This window comes from Enterococcus olivae, from assembly GCF_053760925.1.
In genome coordinates this window covers 18,843-38,618 of the sequence record NZ_JBSMVT010000011.1, presented here as the reverse complement: position 1 = coordinate 38,618, position 19,776 = coordinate 18,843, and the positions used below count along the sequence as shown (strand labels likewise).

21 protein-coding genes, 1 pseudogene and 1 riboswitch are annotated in these 19,776 nt (G+C 41.9%); of the genes and pseudogenes, 21 read left to right on the top strand and 1 reads right to left on the bottom strand.

Annotated features, from left to right (window positions below; genetic code table 11):
- The first annotated feature begins 4 nt into the window (after positions 1–4).
- The 11 genes and pseudogenes from ACWODM_RS08775 (at position 5) to ACWODM_RS08725 (ending at position 8,688) form a co-directional block, all read left to right on the top strand.
- Positions 5–943: a DUF1177 domain-containing protein gene (locus ACWODM_RS08775; protein ID WP_455321002.1), complete on the top strand. Its 939-nt coding sequence runs from the start codon at positions 5–7 to the stop codon at positions 941–943.
- Positions 940–1,614 carry an AroM family protein gene (locus tag ACWODM_RS08770; RefSeq protein WP_455321001.1) on the top strand — a complete coding sequence of 225 codons (675 nt, stop codon included), beginning with the start codon at positions 940–942 and terminating at the stop codon, positions 1,612–1,614. Before ACWODM_RS08775 ends, ACWODM_RS08770 begins: the two co-directional genes overlap by 4 nt.
- A gap of 212 nt (positions 1,615–1,826) precedes the next feature.
- The gene (locus ACWODM_RS08765) at positions 1,827–2,504 is read left to right on the top strand and encodes a fructose-6-phosphate aldolase (protein ID WP_455321000.1); all 678 of its coding nucleotides are present in this window, start codon (positions 1,827–1,829) and stop codon (positions 2,502–2,504) included.
- A 234-nt stretch (positions 2,505–2,738) separates the two neighbouring features.
- Entirely contained in the window at positions 2,739–3,539 is an 801-nt protein-coding gene (locus ACWODM_RS08760) for an SDR family oxidoreductase (protein ID WP_455320999.1), read from the top strand.
- A gap of 15 nt (positions 3,540–3,554) precedes the next feature.
- A pseudogene (locus ACWODM_RS08755) lies at positions 3,555–4,019 on the top strand (HTH domain-containing protein); the annotation flags it as partial.
- 279 nt (positions 4,020–4,298) lie between these two features.
- A riboswitch (Lysine riboswitch) is annotated at positions 4,299–4,465 on the top strand.
- Entirely contained in the window at positions 4,440–5,417 is a 978-nt protein-coding gene (locus tag ACWODM_RS08750; protein WP_455321050.1) for a BglG family transcription antiterminator, read from the top strand. (Overlaps the previous riboswitch by 26 nt.)
- On the top strand, positions 5,414–5,899 hold the full coding sequence (locus ACWODM_RS08745) for a transcriptional regulator GutM (protein WP_455320998.1): 486 nt from the start codon (positions 5,414–5,416) through the stop codon (positions 5,897–5,899). The genes ACWODM_RS08750 and ACWODM_RS08745 overlap by 4 nt, the downstream gene beginning before the upstream one ends.
- Positions 5,899–6,453, top strand: a complete 555-nt coding sequence (gene srlA / locus ACWODM_RS08740; protein WP_455320997.1) for a PTS glucitol/sorbitol transporter subunit IIC — start codon at positions 5,899–5,901, stop codon at positions 6,451–6,453. The genes ACWODM_RS08745 and srlA overlap by 1 nt, the downstream gene beginning before the upstream one ends.
- A 15-nt stretch (positions 6,454–6,468) precedes the next feature.
- Positions 6,469–7,461, top strand: coding sequence for a PTS glucitol/sorbitol transporter subunit IIB (gene srlE / locus ACWODM_RS08735; protein WP_455320996.1), 993 nt, complete (start codon positions 6,469–6,471; stop codon positions 7,459–7,461).
- A 23-nt stretch (positions 7,462–7,484) separates the two neighbouring features.
- A complete protein-coding gene (locus ACWODM_RS08730; protein ID WP_455320995.1) occupies positions 7,485–7,841 on the top strand; it encodes a PTS glucitol/sorbitol transporter subunit IIA in 357 nt (118 codons plus the stop codon).
- 196 nt (positions 7,842–8,037) lie between these two features.
- On the top strand, positions 8,038–8,688 hold the full coding sequence (locus tag ACWODM_RS08725) for an HAD family hydrolase (protein WP_455320994.1): 651 nt from the start codon (positions 8,038–8,040) through the stop codon (positions 8,686–8,688).
- Between the two features lie 30 nt (positions 8,689–8,718).
- Here the strand turns inward: ACWODM_RS08725 and def are convergent, their stop codons facing one another.
- Entirely contained in the window at positions 8,719–9,282 is a 564-nt protein-coding gene (gene def / locus ACWODM_RS08720; protein WP_455320993.1) for a peptide deformylase, read from the bottom strand.
- A 226-nt stretch (positions 9,283–9,508) separates the two neighbouring features.
- Between def and ACWODM_RS08715 the strand changes: the two genes are divergently transcribed.
- From ACWODM_RS08715 to ACWODM_RS08670, 10 genes are all read left to right on the top strand, one after another.
- Positions 9,509–10,453, top strand: coding sequence for a sugar-binding transcriptional regulator (locus tag ACWODM_RS08715; protein ID WP_455320992.1), 945 nt, complete (start codon positions 9,509–9,511; stop codon positions 10,451–10,453).
- A 180-nt stretch (positions 10,454–10,633) separates the two neighbouring features.
- Positions 10,634–11,434, top strand: coding sequence for an SDR family oxidoreductase (locus ACWODM_RS08710; protein WP_455320991.1), 801 nt, complete (start codon positions 10,634–10,636; stop codon positions 11,432–11,434).
- A gap of 11 nt (positions 11,435–11,445) precedes the next feature.
- Complete coding sequence (locus ACWODM_RS08705; RefSeq protein ID WP_455320990.1) at positions 11,446–11,862, top strand: PTS sugar transporter subunit IIA; 417 nt, start codon at positions 11,446–11,448, stop codon at positions 11,860–11,862.
- Positions 11,862–12,350, top strand: a complete 489-nt coding sequence (locus ACWODM_RS08700; RefSeq protein ID WP_455320989.1) for a mannose/fructose/sorbose PTS transporter subunit IIB — start codon at positions 11,862–11,864, stop codon at positions 12,348–12,350. Before ACWODM_RS08705 ends, ACWODM_RS08700 begins: the two co-directional genes overlap by 1 nt.
- A gap of 14 nt (positions 12,351–12,364) precedes the next feature.
- Entirely contained in the window at positions 12,365–13,174 is an 810-nt protein-coding gene (locus ACWODM_RS08695; protein ID WP_455320988.1) for a PTS mannose/fructose/sorbose transporter subunit IIC, read from the top strand.
- A gap of 13 nt (positions 13,175–13,187) precedes the next feature.
- Positions 13,188–14,036, top strand: a complete 849-nt coding sequence (locus tag ACWODM_RS08690; protein ID WP_455320987.1) for a mannose/fructose/sorbose PTS transporter subunit IID — start codon at positions 13,188–13,190, stop codon at positions 14,034–14,036.
- Positions 14,037–14,089: 53 nt separating this feature from the next.
- Entirely contained in the window at positions 14,090–15,319 is a 1,230-nt protein-coding gene (locus tag ACWODM_RS08685; protein ID WP_455320986.1) for a zinc-binding dehydrogenase, read from the top strand.
- Between the two features lie 190 nt (positions 15,320–15,509).
- Complete coding sequence (locus ACWODM_RS08680) at positions 15,510–16,163, top strand: TetR/AcrR family transcriptional regulator (protein ID WP_455320985.1); 654 nt, start codon at positions 15,510–15,512, stop codon at positions 16,161–16,163.
- Positions 16,160–17,890, top strand: coding sequence for an ABC transporter ATP-binding protein (locus tag ACWODM_RS08675; RefSeq protein ID WP_455320984.1), 1,731 nt, complete (start codon positions 16,160–16,162; stop codon positions 17,888–17,890). Before ACWODM_RS08680 ends, ACWODM_RS08675 begins: the two co-directional genes overlap by 4 nt.
- A complete protein-coding gene (locus ACWODM_RS08670) occupies positions 17,883–19,754 on the top strand; it encodes an ABC transporter ATP-binding protein (protein WP_455320983.1) in 1,872 nt (623 codons plus the stop codon). Before ACWODM_RS08675 ends, ACWODM_RS08670 begins: the two co-directional genes overlap by 8 nt.
- The last annotated feature ends 22 nt before the right edge of the window (positions 19,755–19,776 follow it).

Sequence of the window (19,776 nt, the reverse complement as noted above, 5' to 3'; positions counted from 1 at the left end):
TGATATGGTATTAAAACAAGTAATGGAAGCAATCGATGTCATCGATTCCGCATATGTGAACGGAGCAGCAGTGGCTGCGCTTTTTGAAGAGTATCAAGGGGTAGAGACAACCGTAACCAAAGTTCAAGGAGAAGAAGGCTTTACAGAGTTTATCCGGATAACGATTCCCGGAAAAGCTGGGAAATCAACGGGTGGCAAATGCTCGACGCTCGGGATCGTTGGACGTTTGGGTGGAATCGGTGCTCGCCCGTCTCGCATCGGGATGGTCTCTGATGCTGACGGTGCAGTTGCGGCCGTTTCAGCTGCTCTAAAATTATGTGACATGCAAAAGAAAGGCGACATGCTGGATGGCGATGTGATCGTATCGACTCATATTTGCCCAGATGCTCCGACTGAACCTCATGAACCAGTTGATTTCATGGGTTCACCGGTGGATATTTTAACGATGAATAAATATGAAGTGATCGATGAGATGGATGCGGTCTTGTCCATAGATACAACCAAAGGCAACAATGTGATCAATCATAAAGGAATCGCAATCTCACCGACAGTCAAAGAAGGCTACATTCTAAAAATCAGTAGCGACCTGGTTCGTATTTTGGAAATGTCCACTGGTAGACTGGCAAAAACCTTTGTGGTGACGACGCAAGATATCACGCCTTATGGCAATGATGTCTATCATATCAATTCAATTTTACAACCAGCTGTTGCAACAGCCGCACCAGTTGTTGGCGTAGCAATTACTGCTGAAAGTGCAGTGCCTGGTTGTGGGACGGGAGCAAGTCATGAGGTCGATATTGCTGAAGCGACACGTTTTTCAATCGAAGTGGCAAAAGAATTCGGTAAGGGTACTTGCACGTTTTATGATGTTCCAGAATTTGCCCATCTGCAGGAGCTCTATGGAGACTTTAGTGTCTTGCAAACCTTAGGTAAAGGGAAATGAATCCACGGTTAGCTGTCATCACGATCGGTCAAGCTCCGCGAAAGGATGTTTTACCGATCTTACAGCAGTTTTTTTCGGAAGCAGATTTGCTCCATGTGGGGGTTTTAGATGAATTGTCAGCAGCAGAGATTCAGGCACTAGCGCCAGATACTTTGGAAGAGGGCTTGCTGACCTCTAAGCTGAGAGACGATACATCCGTCCGTTTGTCGAAAGAAAAACTATTACCCTTGCTTCAGGAACAGATTTTTCAGGTGGAAGAACAAGGCTGTGAGTTGATTTTTTTACTCTGCACAGGAACCTTTCCTGAATTGTGTACGAAAAACAGCTTCTTGATCGAGCCGGATAAATTACTAACGGCACTACTTGAGCAGCTGCATGAGGGTGATTTCAAGCTAGGAGTGTTGATGCCTTTAGCGGATCAGCAACAAGAAATTCTGCCAAAATATGAGAATATACGGGAGGTCGTATGTACGCATCTTTCTCCCTATGAAAGTCATACACCGGAAAAAATCCAGCGAGTGGTCGCTTTTTTTGAACAAGAACAGTGTGATTTGATTCTTTTAGACTGTATGGGTTATTCACTTGATTTAAAAGAAACGATCGTTCAGGCAACGCAGACAAAAACAATCGTTTCTAGTCAATTGATCAGTGCCTTGTTAGCTCAATTTTAAATAAAAACTGTAGACAAGTGCTGGAACAACGTATTTGTCCACAGTTTTTATTCGTCTAAAGATTTTTTTAACAGTCATTAAAAAAGTAGCTTAATGTTGATTCTTTTTAAAGTTATACTTATCTTGTGCCTGGAGTCACTAGGAAAAAACAGGACTGGAAATCAAAAAACAAGATGCGTATAATACGAATTAAAGGAAAGGGGAATCAGCAAGTGGAATTTATGTTGGACACAGTCAATATCGAGAAGATCCGTTACTATCAGTCAGTATTGCCTTTAGCAGGGGTGACCTCCAATCCATCGATCATCAAGCAGGAGGGAAAAATCGATTTCTACTCACACTTGAAAGAGATCCAAACAATTATTGGGGATGCAAGTTTGCATGTACAGGTGGTTGGTGAAAGCGTCGAGGAGATCATTGCCGATGCAGAGGCAGTCGTTGAACAGCTGGGCAAAGAGACTTACATTAAGATCCCGGTAAATGATAACGGTTTATCCGCGATCAAGCAGCTGAAAGCACAGGGCTTCAAGATTACAGCAACGGCGATCTATACAGAATTTCAAGGCTATTTGGCGATCGCTGCCGGGGCCGATTACTTGGCACCTTACTACAATCGCATGGAGAATTTGAACATCGACTCTTCAGATATCATTGAGGCTCTGGCAGCAGAGATCACTCGTACCCAGGCGACCAGTAAAATTTTGGCAGCAAGCTTCAAGAACGTCGCTCAGGTCAATCAAGCAATCCGCAAAGGTGCACAAGCGATCACCGCGGGACCAGATATTTTTGCACAGGCACTAGGCATGCCTTCCATCGAAAAAGCAGTCACAGACTTTCATGATGACTGGCGAAAAACCTTTGAGACAGAGACGATTGCCAAATTGTCGTAAAAAAGATAGAATCGATCATTGAAGAATCTCCTGCTAAGACCGGGGATTCTTTTGCTGTTTTTGAATGATAGAGTAGAGCAGCGACTGATAAATATTACTGGTTAAATAAATGATGGACCAAGACTGTTGTTTCAATTAATACATCTTTTTTCTGGTCAGACAAAAAAGACTGTCTTAATTTTTTTGCGCATTCGCCTATAATGAAAGCGTAATCAAAAGATAGGAGTGAAACAAATGACAGATTGGTTAAAGATTGGCGGCAAGACAGTTGTCGTAACGGGTGGTTCTTCAGGAATTGGAAAAAGTATCGTAGAAAGCTTACTTGAACAAAAGGTCAATGTAGCAAATTTCGATATCTCAGATTCCGACTTGACTCATGAACAGCTGCTGTTTGTCAAAGTGGATGTTACCTCACGACAAGAAGTAGAAGCTGGTGTCGAAAAAGTGCTGGAAAAATTCGGTACGATCGATGGATTGGTCAATAATGCTGGAATCAACATTCCTCGTTTATTGGTGGACAAGAAGGATCCTCATGGTCAATATGAACTTTCTGATGAAGTGTTCGACAAGATCACAGCCATCAATCAAAAAGGTTTGTATTTGATGAGTCAAGCTGTGGGACGCGTACTAGTTGAGAAAGAAGCTGGGGTTATCATCAATATGTCTTCTGAATCAGGAATCGAAGGATCAGAAGGACAAAGCCCTTACGCAGCAACAAAAGCTGCTGTCAACAGTTACACACGTTCTTGGGCCAAAGAATTAGGCAAGTCCAATATTCGGGTTGTAGGGATTGCACCAGGGATCATGGAGGAAACTGGCTTGCGTACCTTAGCGTATGAAGAAGCACTGGCGTATACTCGCGGGATTTCTGTCGATCAGTTACGTGCAGGGTACTCAAAAACAAGTACGATCCCATTAGGCCGTAGCGGAAAATTGAACGAAGTCGCAGATTTAGTATGTTATTATTTGTCTGACCGGGCAAGCTATATTACAGGTGTTACAACAAATGTAGCTGGAGGTAAAACTAGAGGATAGAAGCGGGGATGAGAAATGGCGATAGTGAATCGTTGGTACCAAGTTTTACAATTGCTAGTTACCCACAGGGAGATGACCGTCGGCGACCTACAGAACAAATTAGAAACAAGCCCGCAAACTATTCGCAAAAGTGTGGATTCTCTGAATGAAGAATTACTTGGAATCGCACATATTATTCAGAAGAAGAATGGCTTTCATCTGGAGATCGATGACTTTGATCAGTTTGATGAGGTCATGGCGGGCAGTTTAAAGCACAACAGTGACTTCAACTCTTCCAGTAAACGCATCGCATTCATTCTTCGGCAATTGATCGAAGCAAAAGGTTTTTTGTTGATCGACGATTTGTCGGAGGCACTAGATGTTAGTCGAGGAACCGTTGCAAAAGACATTCGTGGAATGAAGGAACTGATCCAACCTTTGGATGTAGAGGTGATTGGCACGCCTAACAGAGGTATGCGGATCGAAGGTAGTGAATTCGATCTACGTTTGCTTCATATCTACCATGTACAGGAATACTTTGAAGAAACCTTTTTACAAGAGGAAACCAACCTGTTGATTCAACAGCTGACAAAAGAATCGGGGATCGGCAAACATCAGGGAACATTGCTGCGTAAAGTCGTTTCGATCGTCATGCAACGTATTCTGGACAAGCATGAATTGACAGCTTTACCGACAGGATACAAGAATTATATTCAAGGGAATAGCTGTATTGAAGAAATGATCGGTCATCTAGAACTGACTTACAGTATGACCTTCAATCATTGGGAAAGAGAATTTATTAGTTTTCCGTTCAACATGAATGCCAATGAGATTCGAAGAAAAGAATTGATAGACGAAACAGATCTGCGCAGCTATTTTGATCGCATGATGCAGAAGATTCATGAGGTTGTCGTTGTAGATATCCATGAAGAAACACTTTTTCAGGAGATGCAAGACCACTTGCGTTATATGGTCAATCGTTTAATTTTCCGAATCGAATTTCACGATTTGTTTTACGGTGAGATCGAAACTCAATATCCCTTTGCCTATGAACTGGCAAAGCTTGGTTTGCAGGAGCTGGGAAAATTGCTCGATCGACCGATTCCGTCTGTTGAATACAGCTACTTGGCCTTGTATTTTGAATTGGCTTTGCGTCATCAAACGAACGAAACAGCTCAAAAAGAAATCGCGGTCGTTTGCAGTACAGGACGAGGAACGGCCTTGATCATTTGTCGTCAATTGGAAAAGGTTTTGGGTTCCGGGATAAAAATCACGCATTTTTCTGAAGAGATCTATGAACAGCAGGATTTGAATCAATACTTTGCTATTTTTACAACGATTCCTTTGAAAAATGTGGAGGAGCGCACGCCAGTCATTCATTTGACAAACCTGTTCAATGACAACTGGCTCCACGATGAGTGGGAAAAAGCGAAGCAGTCTCGGGCAAAGGGAATGAAGGATCTGTCCTTGCATTTTCATTTACTGAACAATGATCAAAGTTATAGCAAGAATCTGCAGAAAATGATCGGACCTTTGCAAAAACAAGGCTTGGTCGATGATCAGTTCCAGCAGCGAATCTTCGAGCGAGAGGAAAGATATACGACGATCTTTGAAGATGGGATTGCTTTTCCACATACGATCAATCCTGCATCCGACCAGATCATTCTCTCGGTAGGTGTCTTTCCAGAAACCTTCGTCACCAGCGAAGGGGCAGCAGAAGTTGTCTTTTTATTAGCAATACCGGAGAACTTGACGGAAAAAGTTGAAACAGAATTATTGCAATTATACGATAAATTTTTTGCAGTCGTTGGAAATCCAGAATTAAGAGCAGAACTTTGTCAACAAAAGGACCTATCATCCTTGAAAGAATGGATGAATGGAAAGGGGATCATATCATGAGTTTTATTTATGTATTTGGCGCATTTGCGGCCGGAGCGTACTTGCTGCAGATCCTATTAGGGATGCAGCAGATCAAACATTTCAATCAAGTCTATCAGGAAATGAAGCGAATGGGTAAAGTCGCAATTGGGCGACGCTCCGGTAGAGTAAAGGCAGGGACCATCGTCTTGTTTGCGGTAGCGAAAGACGGCACGATCCTAGATGCCCGTAAGATACAGGGAGTAACCGTTCTTGCTAAATTTCGACCACTTCCAAACTATGTAAATGAAGATATCCATTATATCGATAAATACCATCCATTTGTTCGGAAAGAAAACAAACTGATGCAACAGGCAATGGAAAATGCTCGGGAGATCTTTTTACGAGTGGAAGCCGGTAATTATCAAGAGGAACAACCGGCATCTCCATTTAACAGCGCAAAAATACAGTTGAGCTTATGGAAAAATCAAATACAAACAAAAATGAAGAGGAGTGTTGAGTAATGACGTATATTACAAGTTTTGCAGAAGGGTTTATGAACCTGTTCCAAACAGGAGCAGAAACGTTCATTTCCTGGATGACGGGGATCGTCCCAGTCGTTTTGATGCTGATGGTGGCGATGAACACATTGATTGCCTTTCTAGGAGAGGAACGTGTAACCAAGGTAGCTCGTCTGTCTGCTAAAAATCCATTTACAAGATATTTAGTCCTGCCTTTCTTATCTGCCTTCATGCTAGGAAATCCGATGTCCTTTACAATGGCTCGTTTCTTACCTGAATACTATAAACCAAGCTATTATGCAGCGCAGGCACAATTTTGTCACACAAGTAATGGCGTTTTCCCACACATCAATCCAGGTGAATTATTCGTTTGGCTAGGTATCGCACAAGGGATCAGTGCTTTAGGATTGAACACCATGGAATTAGCGATCCGCTACATGTTTGTCGGAATCGTGATGAACTTTATTGGTGGCTGGGTAACAGACTTTACAACAGCGTATGTGTGCAAACAGCAGGGCATCACTTTGAGTAAGACAGTCAAAGCGGCGATAGACTAGAGAGGAGCAAACAAAATGACTTATAATAGTATTCGAGTAACTAAAGGAAACGGTGGTTTTGGTGGTCCCTTAGTGATCACGCCAACCGAAGAAAAACATAAATTCATTTATATCACAGGCGGCGGAGAAAAACCGGCAATCGTTGACAAAATTGCTGATTTAACAGGAATGGAAGCAGTCAATGGCTTCAAAACGTCGATTCCGGATGAGGAGATCGCTTTGGCGATCGTCGACTGCGGCGGTACGTTACGCTGTGGTATCTATCCAAAAAAAGGGATTCCGACGATCAATATCGTACCAACAGGGAAAAGTGGCCCATTGGCACAGTATATCACTGAAGAAATCTATGTTTCTGCTGTAGGATTGAATCAGATCACCTTAGCATCAGCAGAGGAAGCAGCAGCTCAGCCAGTAGCAGAAAAAGAACGCGAATATAAATACGATACAAGCAAAAAAATCACTGAACAGCGTGCCGAACAACAAAGCTTTATTGCCAAAATCGGTATGGGTGCTGGTAAAGTAGTGGCTACCTTCAATCAGTCTGCTCGTGAAGGTGTGCAAACAATGCTGAACACAGTTATTCCATTTATGGCTTTTGTCTCCTTATTGATCGGTATCATCCAAGGTTCAGGAGTCGGTGAATTCTTTGCGAATATCATGGCACCGCTAGCTGGCAATGTCGTTGGTTTAGTGATCATTGGTTTTATCTGCTCACTGCCATTCCTATCTCCATTATTGGGACCTGGAGCTGTTATCAGCCAAGTTATCGGAACATTGATCGGGGTAGAAATCGGTAAAGGAAATATCCCGCCGCAGCTTGCTCTACCCGCTTTGTTTGCGATTAATACACAAAATGCCTGTGACTTTATCCCAGTTGGTTTGGGATTGGAAGAAGCCGAAGCAGAAACAGTTGAAGTTGGCGTACCTGCTGTCTTGTATTCTCGTTTCTTGAATGGTGTTCCCCGCGTACTTGTTGCCTGGTTGGCAAGTTTCGGTTTGTATAGCTAATTTGTTTTTTAGGAGGTTGCAAAATGACAGTATTTCATACAACAGTGCTTTCGATCGGACCGGAGGCAGAATTATTCAAAGAAGAAAAAATGGTGATCTTGTTTGGTAAAGATGCACCAGAATCATTGGCAGATTACTGCTACAATATCGAGGTACATCCTACCAGCGGTGAGATCGAAGCTGGACAGACGCTAGTCATCGGTGATCAGAGCTATCAGATTACTTCCGTTGGCAATGTGGTACGCTCGAATCTGGAAAAATTAGGTCATATTACCATCAAGTTTGATGGTTCGACAACACCAGAACTACCTGGTACTCTTTATGTAGAAGAAAAAGCAATGCCGGAACTAACGATCGGCACGCAAGTCAAGATTCAATAACACAAAGGGACTGTGACATAAAGAAAAACAAGATGAAAATATCCGAACAATTTAGAAGAAAGATCACTAAGCTTAGGTGAATTTGCGCTGAGGACCATTTGGACCGCAAGAGCAATCTTCTACTGTTCGGATATTTTACCGTTGAATGCTGGGTGTCATAGTCTTTTGAGAGTGGAGAAGGGGAAGGATAAAAGCAATGATCGATACAATTATTTTTGATATGGATGGCGTAATCGTCGATTCAGAGTATACATTTTTACGCTCTAAAACAGAAATGTTGCGAGAAGCAGGGCATGATAAAGAGGAATCTTATCAATTTCAATTCATGGGAACGACGGCAGATTTTATGTGGCAAACCATGAAAGACGAGTTGAGTCTCCCCTTGTCTGTACCAGAATATATTGAAGAAATGGATCGTCGTCGGGAAGCCATCATGAAGGAAGACGGTGTTAGAGCCATCCCTCATGTCGGTGAACTGATCCAGTCCTTGGCCACAGCCGGGTTTAAACTAGGCGTCGCCTCTTCCTCACGGCAAGTGGAAATTGAAGCGAATCTTGAAGAATTAGGGTTACTCCGCTATTTTTCAACGGTTCTTAGCAGTGAAGAGGTTGAGAATTCCAAACCAGCACCAGATGTTTTTCTGAAGGTTGCCGAATTACTGGATGCCAAGCCAGAAAGTTGTCTGGTTTTTGAAGATACAGGCAATGGCAGCCGGGCAGCTAAAGCTGCGGGAATGTATTGTATTGGATTCGCCAATCCTGAGTTTCCTCCACAAAAGCTAGTGGCAGACGAGGTGATTCAGGATTTTCGCACTATAGATGTTGAAGGATTGAGAACCAAAGGATAAAAAAAGATGAGCGTGGGCTCATCTTTTTTGCTATTCGATCACTAAAATACCTTCTTTTAAAGCAAATGGATTGTTTTCATTGATGTGGTCGTAGAACATGACGCCATTTAGATGATCCAGTTCATGTTGGACGACAATCGCAGAATAATTTTTTAGGCGAATTTTTTGCTGCTCGCCATCTTCGTTGAAGTAAGTCAAAGTGATTCGTGCTGGACGAGGAACATAGCCTGGGACTTCCCGATCTACAGATAGACAGCCTTCACCATCAGCCAAGCAGGCTTCTTGTACTGAATGACTGACGATTTTTGGATTGTAGAGAACTGCTTGGAAGTCGGGCTCCTCGCGTTCTGGATCAGAACTAGGAACTAAGACAGCCGTCATGCGTTTTGCGACATCTACTTGAGGAGCAGCTAATCCTACGCCCCCTCGCAAATCTAGTTCTTCTGCCTTTACAGGATCTTGACTATTTTCTAAAAACTCCATCATATCTTTTCCTAATTGACGATCTTCCGCACTCAATGGAAAAGAGACTTCTTCAGCAACCTTGCGTAAAGTAGGATTGCCTTCGCGAATAATATCATCCATTGTAATCATTGATGATGTATCTCCTCTCAACTATAAATTCGTATGTATTTTTTTGTGTGTCCATTTCATAGTGTAACACAAAATAAATAGAGAAGTGAGTGGAAAGTTCCTGATTAAAAGAGAATAAAAAGTAGATGTATTATTTCTTTGCACAAACGTGATTTCGGTATAACTTTATTGGTAAGAGTGCGTTTTTATGTTATTGTGAGTATATAAAAATTGAGGAGGAATACTATTGAAAGACGTTGAAGATAAGCTGTTGGTACAGATTGCTCAGATGTATTATCAAGAAGACAAAAATCAAAGTCAAATTTCAAAAGAATTGAATATCCATCGAAGCACAATCAGTCGGTTGCTGAAAAAATCACGTGAAGAAGGCATTGTAAATATTTCGATCAACTATGATCTGGCTGGAACTTATTCATTAGAAAAAGCATTGGAAGCAAAATACGGATTATTGAAAGCCATTGTTGTTCCAACAGCCGTAGACATCCAATCGTTGCAAAAAGTTCAATCGCTAGGACGAGCTGCAAATGAATTTTTGCAGTCTGTTTTGATTGACGATATGAACATAGGTTTCTCATGGGGACAGGCAATGTCGGTTGTTTCCGAAGAGCTAGAAGATATCACGGCACAAAATCTTACCTGTATCCCGCTGATCGGTGGACCATCTGGCCGTCTGATCAGTGAGTACCACGTAAATACGATCACCTACAAAGCCTCAAAAAAATTAAATGGGAAAGCTTTATTGATTGATGCGCCAGCCTTTCCAGAGACGAGAGAATTGAAGGAAGCCTTGCTGGCAAATGAGTTCAATCAGGAACTACTTCGGCAGTGGAAAAAACTTTCTGTTGCGATTTTTGGTATTGGGAGTCCCCGCATCAAGGACAGTGATCGTTGGCAATTTTTCTATGGCGAAGATGTGTTTAGCAAGCTACATACTAAGGTAGCGGGAGATGTCGTTTCTCGATTTTATGATTTTAATGGCAAACATATCCCGAATGATCTGGATGACCGTTTGATTGGTATTTCAATCGAAGATCTAAAAACAACGCAATATCGAATTGCTGTTGCTGAATCGTTGGACAAAGTGGAAGCGATCAAGGCAGCATTAATCGGCGAATATATGAATGTGTTGGTAACGACTCAGGAAACAGCAGAAGCTATTTTGAAAGAGTAAATTTAAAGTAGAGCACTAGGTCAAATCCTAGTTTACTCTACTTTTTTTATTTCCTCATTTATCACATATGTGATTGATCAGTAAAAAACTTGAAAAAATCATTGACAAACGCTTACAACGATATTATGATGAACTCGTAACTAATGTTAAAACAAAATCACAAATGTTAGGAGAGGTTCGATGAATTGGTTAGAAGTAGCAGGAAAAACAGTCATTGTCACAGGAGGATCATCAGGTATTGGAGCAGCAATTGTCAAAGAACTTTGCGATTTAGGTGTCTATGTAGTAAATGCAGATATTAAAGATGGTGAATTTAAGCACAAGAACTTGGCGTTTGTAGAAACAGATGTTACCTCGAGAAAATCAGTTGAAGCGACGGTTGAAAAAGCGGTCGAGCTCTTTGGGAAATTGGACGGGGTAGTCAATAATGCCGGTATCAATATTCCTGCGTTGCTGGTGGACGAAAAACAAACAGAAGACGGCAAGTTTGAGATCAACGATGAGCTATTTGAAAAAATCACGAATGTGAATCAAAAAGGTTTGTATTTGATGAGTCAGGCAGTCGGCAGAAAGTTAGTCGAACAGGGAAATGGTGTCATCATCAACATGTCTTCTGAAAGTGGAGTGGAAGGATCCGAAGGTCAAAGTGCTTATGCGGCAACAAAAGCTGCTGTCAACAGCTATACACGTTCCTGGGCTAAAGAGTTGGGTAAAAAAGGAATCCGTGTTGTTGGAATCGCGCCAGGAATCATGGAGGAGACAGGATTGAGAACGCTTGCCTATGAAGAGGCACTGGCTTATACCCGCGGAAAAACTGTTGATGAACTACGGAAAGGATACAGTCAGACAAGTACGATCCCACTGGGAAGAAGTGGAAAATTAACGGAGGTTGCCGATCTAGTTGCTTACTTCCTGTCTGATCGTTCCAGCTATATCTCAGGTGTGACCGTGAATGTTGCGGGTGGTAAAACGAGAGGATAGGAGAGAAAAATATGACTGACGTACTTTTAGTAGCCCATGGAAAGCTAGCGCAGGAAATGAAAAATTCAGCAGAAATGATTTTTGGTGAACTGCCAGAATTCTATACAGTTGAGTTTTTACAGGAAGACGGTTTTGATTCCATTAAAGAAAATATTTCGAGTCTATTAGATCAAGCAGGAGAGTCTGTTTTGATTTTGGCTGATTTATTTGCAGGAACGCCCTTCAATGCTTGCTGCGGATTAGCGATGGAATATGCGGATAAAGAGATTGAGATTCTTTCTGGCATGTCTTTGCCATTGGTTTTGGAAACAGCGGCTATGCGCAGCAACAAAACACCGAAAGAAATCGTTGATTATTTATTGGCTGCATGCAGTGACACAGTACAAACTTTTGTACTGGATGAGGAAGAAGACGAGGAGGAACTTTAATGGAAATCAGATTAGCAAGAATTGATGATCGCCTGATTCATGGACAAGTTGTAACTGTTTGGGCAAAAGAAGCAGGAGCCGGCCGAATCATTGTTGCAAGTGATGAAGTAGATAATGATAATATCCGTAAAACGTTAGTAAAAAGAGCAGCACCTCCTGGAATCAAAGTAAATGTCGTGGGGTTGGAAAAGGCAGTTCGTGTTTATAAAAATCCGAAATATGCACAAGAGACAGTGTTCTTCTTGTTTACCAATCCTTTAGAGGTGCTTGCACTAGTTGAAAATGGTGTGCCGATCAAATCGATCAATATTGGTGGAATGCAGTACAAAACAGGACGTACGCAGATCACTAAAGCAGTCTCTGTTGACAAGGAAGAAGCTGAAGCGTTCAAAAAATTAGCAGAGCTAGGAGTAGAACTTGATTTACGGAGTGTTGTCAGTGATCCAAAAGTAGACTTTGGATCAAAACTTAAGGAAGCAAGCTTTTAAAAGGGGGAAAAAACATGGAGTTATCAGTTATTCAAATTATTTTGATTTTTCTATTTTCCAGTATTGCCGGAATGGGAAGTGTTCTGGATGAATTTCAAACACACCGTCCCATTATTGCATGTACAGTGACCGGACTGATTTTAGGAGATATGACTACTGGTATTATTTTAGGCGGAACCTTGGAGTTGATTGCACTGGGTTGGATGAATATCGGAGCAGCACAATCACCCGATTCCGCTTTGGCGAGTACGATCTCAACTATTTTAGTTGTGGTAGGAAATCAAAGTATCCAAAACGGGATCGCAGTTGCTTTACCTGTTGCGGCAGCCGGTCAAGTGTTGACTGTCATCGTGCGAACGATTACCGTTGCCTTCCAGCATGCGGCAGACAAAGAGGCAGAAAAAGCCAATTTCAAACGGATTATTTTCCTACATTTTAGTGCACTATTCGTTCAAGCTTTGCGTGTAGCAATTCCTTCTACCATGGTCGCTGCCTTTGTGAGTGCTCAGATGGTGGAAAATATGCTGTCAGCGATTCCTGAAGTTGTTACTGGAGGATTGGCTGTAGCTGGTGGATTTATCGTTGTAGTTGGTTATGCGATGGTCTTGAACATGATGAGTGTCAAATATTTAATGCCGTTCTTCTTCCTAGGTTTTGTTCTGGGTGGCTACTTGAACTTCAGCTTGTTATCTTTTGGGGTCGTAGGTTTGATCATGGCGTTGATCTATGTACAATTGAATCCGAATTTCAATAAGCAGGCTGCCGTAGCTCATGCTACTAATGTGGATGTTTATGACGATTTAGATGATGAATTAGAAGACTAAAGGAGAGTTGAAGATGGAAAATAATAATCAAGTTGTAACAGTTGGATCAAAAATCACTAAAAATGATTTAGTACGGACTTTCATTTATTCGAATTTTCAACAGGCGTCCTTTAACTATGAGCGGATTCATGCGCTGGCTTTTTGTGTAGATATGATCCCAACGATTCAGCGGGTATATGAAACGAAAGAGGAGCAAGCAGAAGCGTTGAAACGTCATTTGGTCTTCTTTAATACGACACCGGCAGTTTGTGGTCCAGTTATTGGTGTAACGATGGCGATGGAAGAGGCTCGAGCGACCGGTTCAGATATCGATGAAGGAACGATCAATAGTTTGAAGGTTGGTCTGATGGGACCTTTGGCTGGAGTAGGTGATCCGCTGGTATGGGGAACGCTACGTCCAATCACAGCAGCGATTGGTGCTTCGCTGGCACTATCAGGAAACGTGATGGGTCCCTTGCTTTTCTTCTTTGCCTTCAATGCGGTACGAATTGCGATGAAGTGGTTTGGTTTGACCTATGGTTTCAAAAAAGGGATGGATATCGTCCAAGATCTATCTGGGAATTTGTTGCAAAAACTAACAGAAGGCGCAACGATCCTAGGGTTATTCATTATGGGTGTTTTAGTAACAAAATGGACAACGATCAATGTACCGTTAGTGATCTCAGAAACAATAGGTCCAGATGGAGAGGCAGTTATCACCACTGTGCAAAATGTCTTGGATGATTTAGTTCCTGGCTTGTTGGCTCTTGGCTTAACCTTGCTGATGATGCGTTTGTTGAAGAAAAAAGTAAGTCCGATCGTGTTGATCTTTGCTTTGTTTGCCGTAGGGATCCTTGGCTATGCTCTAGGCATTTTGGGATAAGGACTATTTAGGATAAGGAAAAAAGGGAAAATAAACTCAAGGGAGAGAACAGTATGAAGACAAAAGCAGTACGTTTATATGGAAAAAAAGATTTGCGCTTGGAAGAATTTGAGTTACCAGCAATCAAAGAAGATGAAATACTGGCTTCTGTTGTTACAGACAGTATTTGTATGTCTACTTGGAAGCTGGCCAATCAAGGGGAAGATCACAAGAAAGCACCGAATGATGTTGCGAAAAATCCTATCATTGTAGGACATGAATTTTGTGGAGAGATTTTAGAGGTCGGTAAAAAATGGCAAGGTAAGTATCAAGAGGGTGAGCGTTATGTTGTTCAGGCGAATCTGCAGCTACCGGATCGCCCAGACTGTCCGGGCTATTCTTACGCTTATACAGGAGGAGATGCTACCTACATTGTGATCTCCAAAGATGTTATGGAACAGGATTGTCTGATTCCGTATAAAGGAGAGACCTACTTTGAAGGTTCTTTGATCGAACCGTTGTCTTGTGTCATTGGTGCGTTCGAAGCTAATTATCATTTAGTTGAAGGAAGCTACGAGCATAAAATGGGGATCAAACCAGACGGGAATCTGCTGATCATGGGAGGAACCGGACCAATGGGCTTATTGGCTATTGATTATGCCTTGCATGGACCGATCAAACCTAAACATATAGTCGTTACTGATCGTGACCAAGAAAAACTGGATCGAGCAGCCAAATTGTATCCAAGTCAAAATGGTACAACTGTGACTTATGTGAATGTTGCTGATGTGAAGGATCAAGTTCCAGTCTTGAAAGAACTAGTGGAAGGCGCAGGATTTGATGATGTGTTTGCCATGGTTCCTGTACCGGGAGTTGTTACAGATGGCTCAAAACTATTGAATCCGGATGGTTGTCTAAATTTCTTTGCCGGACCTCAAAACAAGGATTTCTTTGCTGAAGTGAATTTTTATGATATTCATTATTCGTTCATGCATTATGTAGGAACTTCTGGTGGGAACACAGAAGATATGCGTAAGGCAGTGAAATTGATCGAAGAGAAAAAAGTTCATGTAGCAAATGTGGTCACACACATCCTTGGATTGGATGCTGTCACAGAGACTACCTTGAATCAGCCAGCGATTGGCGGAGGGAAGAAGCTTGTGTATACGCATAAGGAAATGCCTTTAATGAAGTTAAGTGAACTAGATCAAGCAAGTGAACTTCATAAGATTTTAGCAGAAACAGACGGTATTTGGAGCAAAGCTGCAGAAGAATACATTCTTAAAAATCAAAAAGAGATTTAATAACAATTATTAAGAAAGAGTTGAAGGTAGAGATGCCTTTGACTCTTTTCTATTGAGAACAAAGATAGAAAGTACTCTATTTTTATCTTCACATTTTTTGCAATTCTTTTTTCTTGCAAGTTCTTAATATTCGCGTATAATGACACAGTGTCACATGACAGATTGTCATAAATAACAAAGGAGGATAAATATGCCAACGGAAACTTTTTTTAATTTACCGAAAGAAAAACAGCAGCGTATCCTGTTGGCAGCCAAAAAGGAATTTTCACGGGCTGCATTGAAGGAAGCGTCGATTGCCAATGTTGTCAAAGATGCAGAGATTCCTCGTGGGAGTTTTTATCAGTATTTTGAAAATAAAGAAGACTTGTATTATTACTACTTTCATCAAGTGCGCAGAGACAGTCATCGTTATTTGATCCATTCGATCCAAGAGGCAAATGGAGATATTTTTGTCGGATCTGAGGCTTTCTTTGCGCATTTGATCCCGGAGATTTTTGTAGGCGAGCATGCGCATTTTTATAAAAATATGTTTATGACTATGGATTATCACGGCTTTCGAAAAGTTACGCCTCACATTGAAAAGCAAGCAAAACCACACATTCATGAAAAGAAAAAAGAACAGAAAGAGCTTTTGGATGTGATTGATCGATCGCTTCTGAAAGTCAAAGATGATCATGAGTTACACCTGCTTTTACAAATGTTGATGCATATCGGTTTTACTTCTGCTGCAGATGGGTACCGTCGAGCAGTCAATGGACAGTACGATGTGGAAAAGACACTTGAACGTATTCAATGCAAGCTTAATTGGTTGAAAAGCGGTGCAAGAAAGGATTTGGATAGATGATAAAAATTTGGAAAAAAATCTCCATGACTTCTGCAATTATGGCAGTCGTTTTTATGGTGGTTCAAGTAATCTCGGATTTATATCTGCCAACACTGACATCAAATATTATTGATAAAGGTGTTGCTGTTGGAGATATTGATTATATTTGGCAGACAGGGATATACATGATTAGTTTCTCATTGATCAGTATCGTTGCTGCTGTTGGAAATACTTATTTTGCAACAAGGGAATCACAGAAGTTAGGAAAAGAGCTTCGGACAGATATCTATCATAAAGTAGAAGGAGCTTCTGTAAGAACGTTTGATAAATATGGGACAGCTTCCTTGATCACACGGACGACCAATGATGTCAATCAGATTCAATTGGTTACTCAAATGTTTTTGCGAATGATGATCAATGCCCCGATCACATTGATTGGTGCAAGTTTTTTGGCTTATCGTAAAGATCCTCAATTAACGAAAATCTTTCTAGTGGTCATCCCGGTCATTTTGGTCGCGATCGGTGGAATCATGTATTTTGCTGTGCCGCTATTCAAGAGTATGCAAAAGAAGACCGACCGTTTGAATTTGGTTTTCCGTGAAGGCTTGACAGGAGTACGGGTCATTCGTGCTTTTAACAAAACAAATTATGAAGAAAACCGCTTTGACGAGGCCAATAAAGACTATTCACAAACAGCGGTCAAGGTAAACACGATTGTTGCTTTGATGATGCCTTTAATGACCTTGATCATGAGTGGGACCAACATTGCGATCACTTGGTTTGGTGGTCATTACATTGCAGATATGACTTTGGAAGTCGGAAATCTGATTGCGTTTATGACGTATGCTATGCAAATTTTGATTAGCTTTTTGATGCTTTCAATGATTTTTGTGATGGTCCCAAGAGCACAAGCCTCGGCGGATCGGATCAATGAAGTGCTTGAGGAAAGTGATGAGATTACGGATGTTCAACGGCCTGCAGCAATTACTCATCAAGGAACACAGGCAAGCTTGAATTTTGAACAAGTGGATTATCGTTTCCCTGGAGCTGAAAAGCTGGCTTTAGAGAAGGTAGATTTTTCGGCTACTTCAGGTCAAACCGTGGCGATTATCGGTGGTACAGGTTCCGGGAAAACCACACTAGTCAATCTATTGCCTCGTTTGTATGATGTGGAATCAGGGGAGATCACCCTCAATGGACAGGATATTTCACAAGTTACTCAACATGATCTGCGAGAAATGATTGGTTTCGTTCCACAAAAGGCTGTTCTTTTTTCGGGAACGATTCGTGAGAACATGTGCTATGGCCGTTCCCAGGCTGCGGAGGAAGAGATTTGGCGGGCACTGGAAATTGCGCAAGCTAAAGATTTCGTCGAAGGATTGGCAGATGGACTAGATAGTCGCGTGGAACAAAATGGTGGGAATTTCTCAGGAGGGCAGCGTCAACGTTTAGCGATTGCTCGAGCACTGATCAAAGAAGCAGATGTTTATGTCTTTGATGATTCTTTCTCAGCACTGGACTTTAAGACAGATGCCAACTTACGCAAAGCGTTAAAAACTTCGATGACAGAAAGTATCCTTGTGATCGTTGCACAGCGGGTCAGCACAGTAATGGATGCGGACATGATCTTGGTTTTGGATGAAGGGAAAGTTGTTGGACAAGGAAGGCATGAAGACTTGTTGGCATCCAATCCAACCTATCAAGAGATCGTGCATTCGCAATTGAGAGAGGAGGATCTGCATGAGTAAAGAGCAAAGACAGCCGGGACGTAATCATGGTGGAGGTCCTGGACACGGCTTAGGTATGAGTGTAGAAAAAGCAGGCGACTTTTGGGGAACGACCAAGCGCTTGTTCCGTTACATGTCGACACGTTCCTACGCGATTTTGTTGGTATTCGTATTAGCAATCGCTGCTGTCGTCTTTCAGATCCAGACACCTAAAGTTCTCGGTCGGGCAACCACAGAGATTTTCAAGGGTGTGATGGCAGGGATGAAACAGATCCAAGCAGGTGAACAAATCGCCAGCTTCCCGATCGATTTTGGAAAAATTGGCGAGATCATTTTCATCGTGATCGGTATGTATCTGATCTCAGCAGTCTTCAACTTTCTGCAGCAGTTTATTATGACGCGTGTGTCTCAGCGAACGGTTTATGAAATGCGTAGAGATTTGGAAGAAAAAATGCATCGGTTACCAATTTCTTACTATGATACTCACAGCAATGGCGATATCATGTCTCGAGCAATCAATGATATGGATAATATCGCAGGAACGTTGCAACAGAATTTGACACAATTTGTGACCAGCATCGTAACCTTTATCGGTGTTTTGTGGATGATGTTGACCATCAGTTGGCAGTTGACACTGATTGCATTAGCAACCGTTCCTTTGAGTTTGGTTGTGGTGATGATTGTGGCACCAAAATCTCAAAAGCATTTTGCAGCTCAACAAAAAAGTTTGGGCTTGTTGAACGATCAGGTAGAAGAAACTTACGGCGGACATATAGTGGTTAAAACCTTCAATCATGAAGCAGCCGATCAGGAAGTTTTTGAGATTGAAAATGAAAAGCTGTATGCGGCAGGCTGGAAAGCACAGTTCATTTCAGCGATGATCATGCCAATGATGAATTTTGTTAAAAACTTGGGCTATGTCTTTGTGGCAGTGCTTGGTGGGATCAAGGTAGCGAATGGTAATATGAATCTAGGGGATGTGCAGGCTTTTCTGCAATATACTAACCAATTTTCACAGCCGATCACACAGATCGCCAGTTTGATCAATACGATCCAATCGACCGTCGCTTCAGCGGAACGTGTCTTTGAGGTGCTAGATGAAGAAGAAATGACTAACGACGCCTCTCAAGTATCTGAGGAAGAGACCGATTACAAAGTCCGTTTTGAAAATGTCCAATTTGGTTATAATGAAGACAAACTGTTGATGACAGATTTCAATCTGGATGTCAAAGCAGGGGAAATGGTGGCGATCGTCGGACCAACTGGTGCTGGGAAGACAACGCTGATCAACTTACTGGAACGGTTTTATGATGTTTCAGGAGGAAGTATCCGCTACGAAGGTAAAGACACAAGAGATTACAGTCGAGAAGACTTAAGAAGTCACTTCTCAATGGTTTTACAGGATACGTGGTTGTTCACAGGAACGATCTACGACAATATCCTTTATGGAAATGAACACGCTACGAAAGAGCAAGTGATCGCAGCCGCGACAGCAGCTCACGTCGATGAATTTGTTCGTAAATTGCCGGATGGTTATGATACTGTTCTAAACGAAGAAGCAAGCAATATCTCGCAAGGACAGCGACAATTGATTACGATCGCTCGTGCTTTCTTAGCGAATCCGGATGTATTGATTCTGGATGAAGCAACTTCAAGTGTCGATACTCGGACAGAGATTCTAATTCAGCAAGCGATGAATCGTTTATTGGAAAATAGAACCAGTTTTGTGGTGGCGCATCGCTTGTCAACGATCCGTGACGCAGACAACATTATTGTGATGGACCAAGGATCGATCGTGGAAACAGGAAATCATGAAACGCTGATGGCAAAAGATGGCTTCTACGCAGCCTTATATAATAGTCAGTTTTCAGAAGAAGCTGCCTAACAAAAAGTCATGTCTCCTCGTT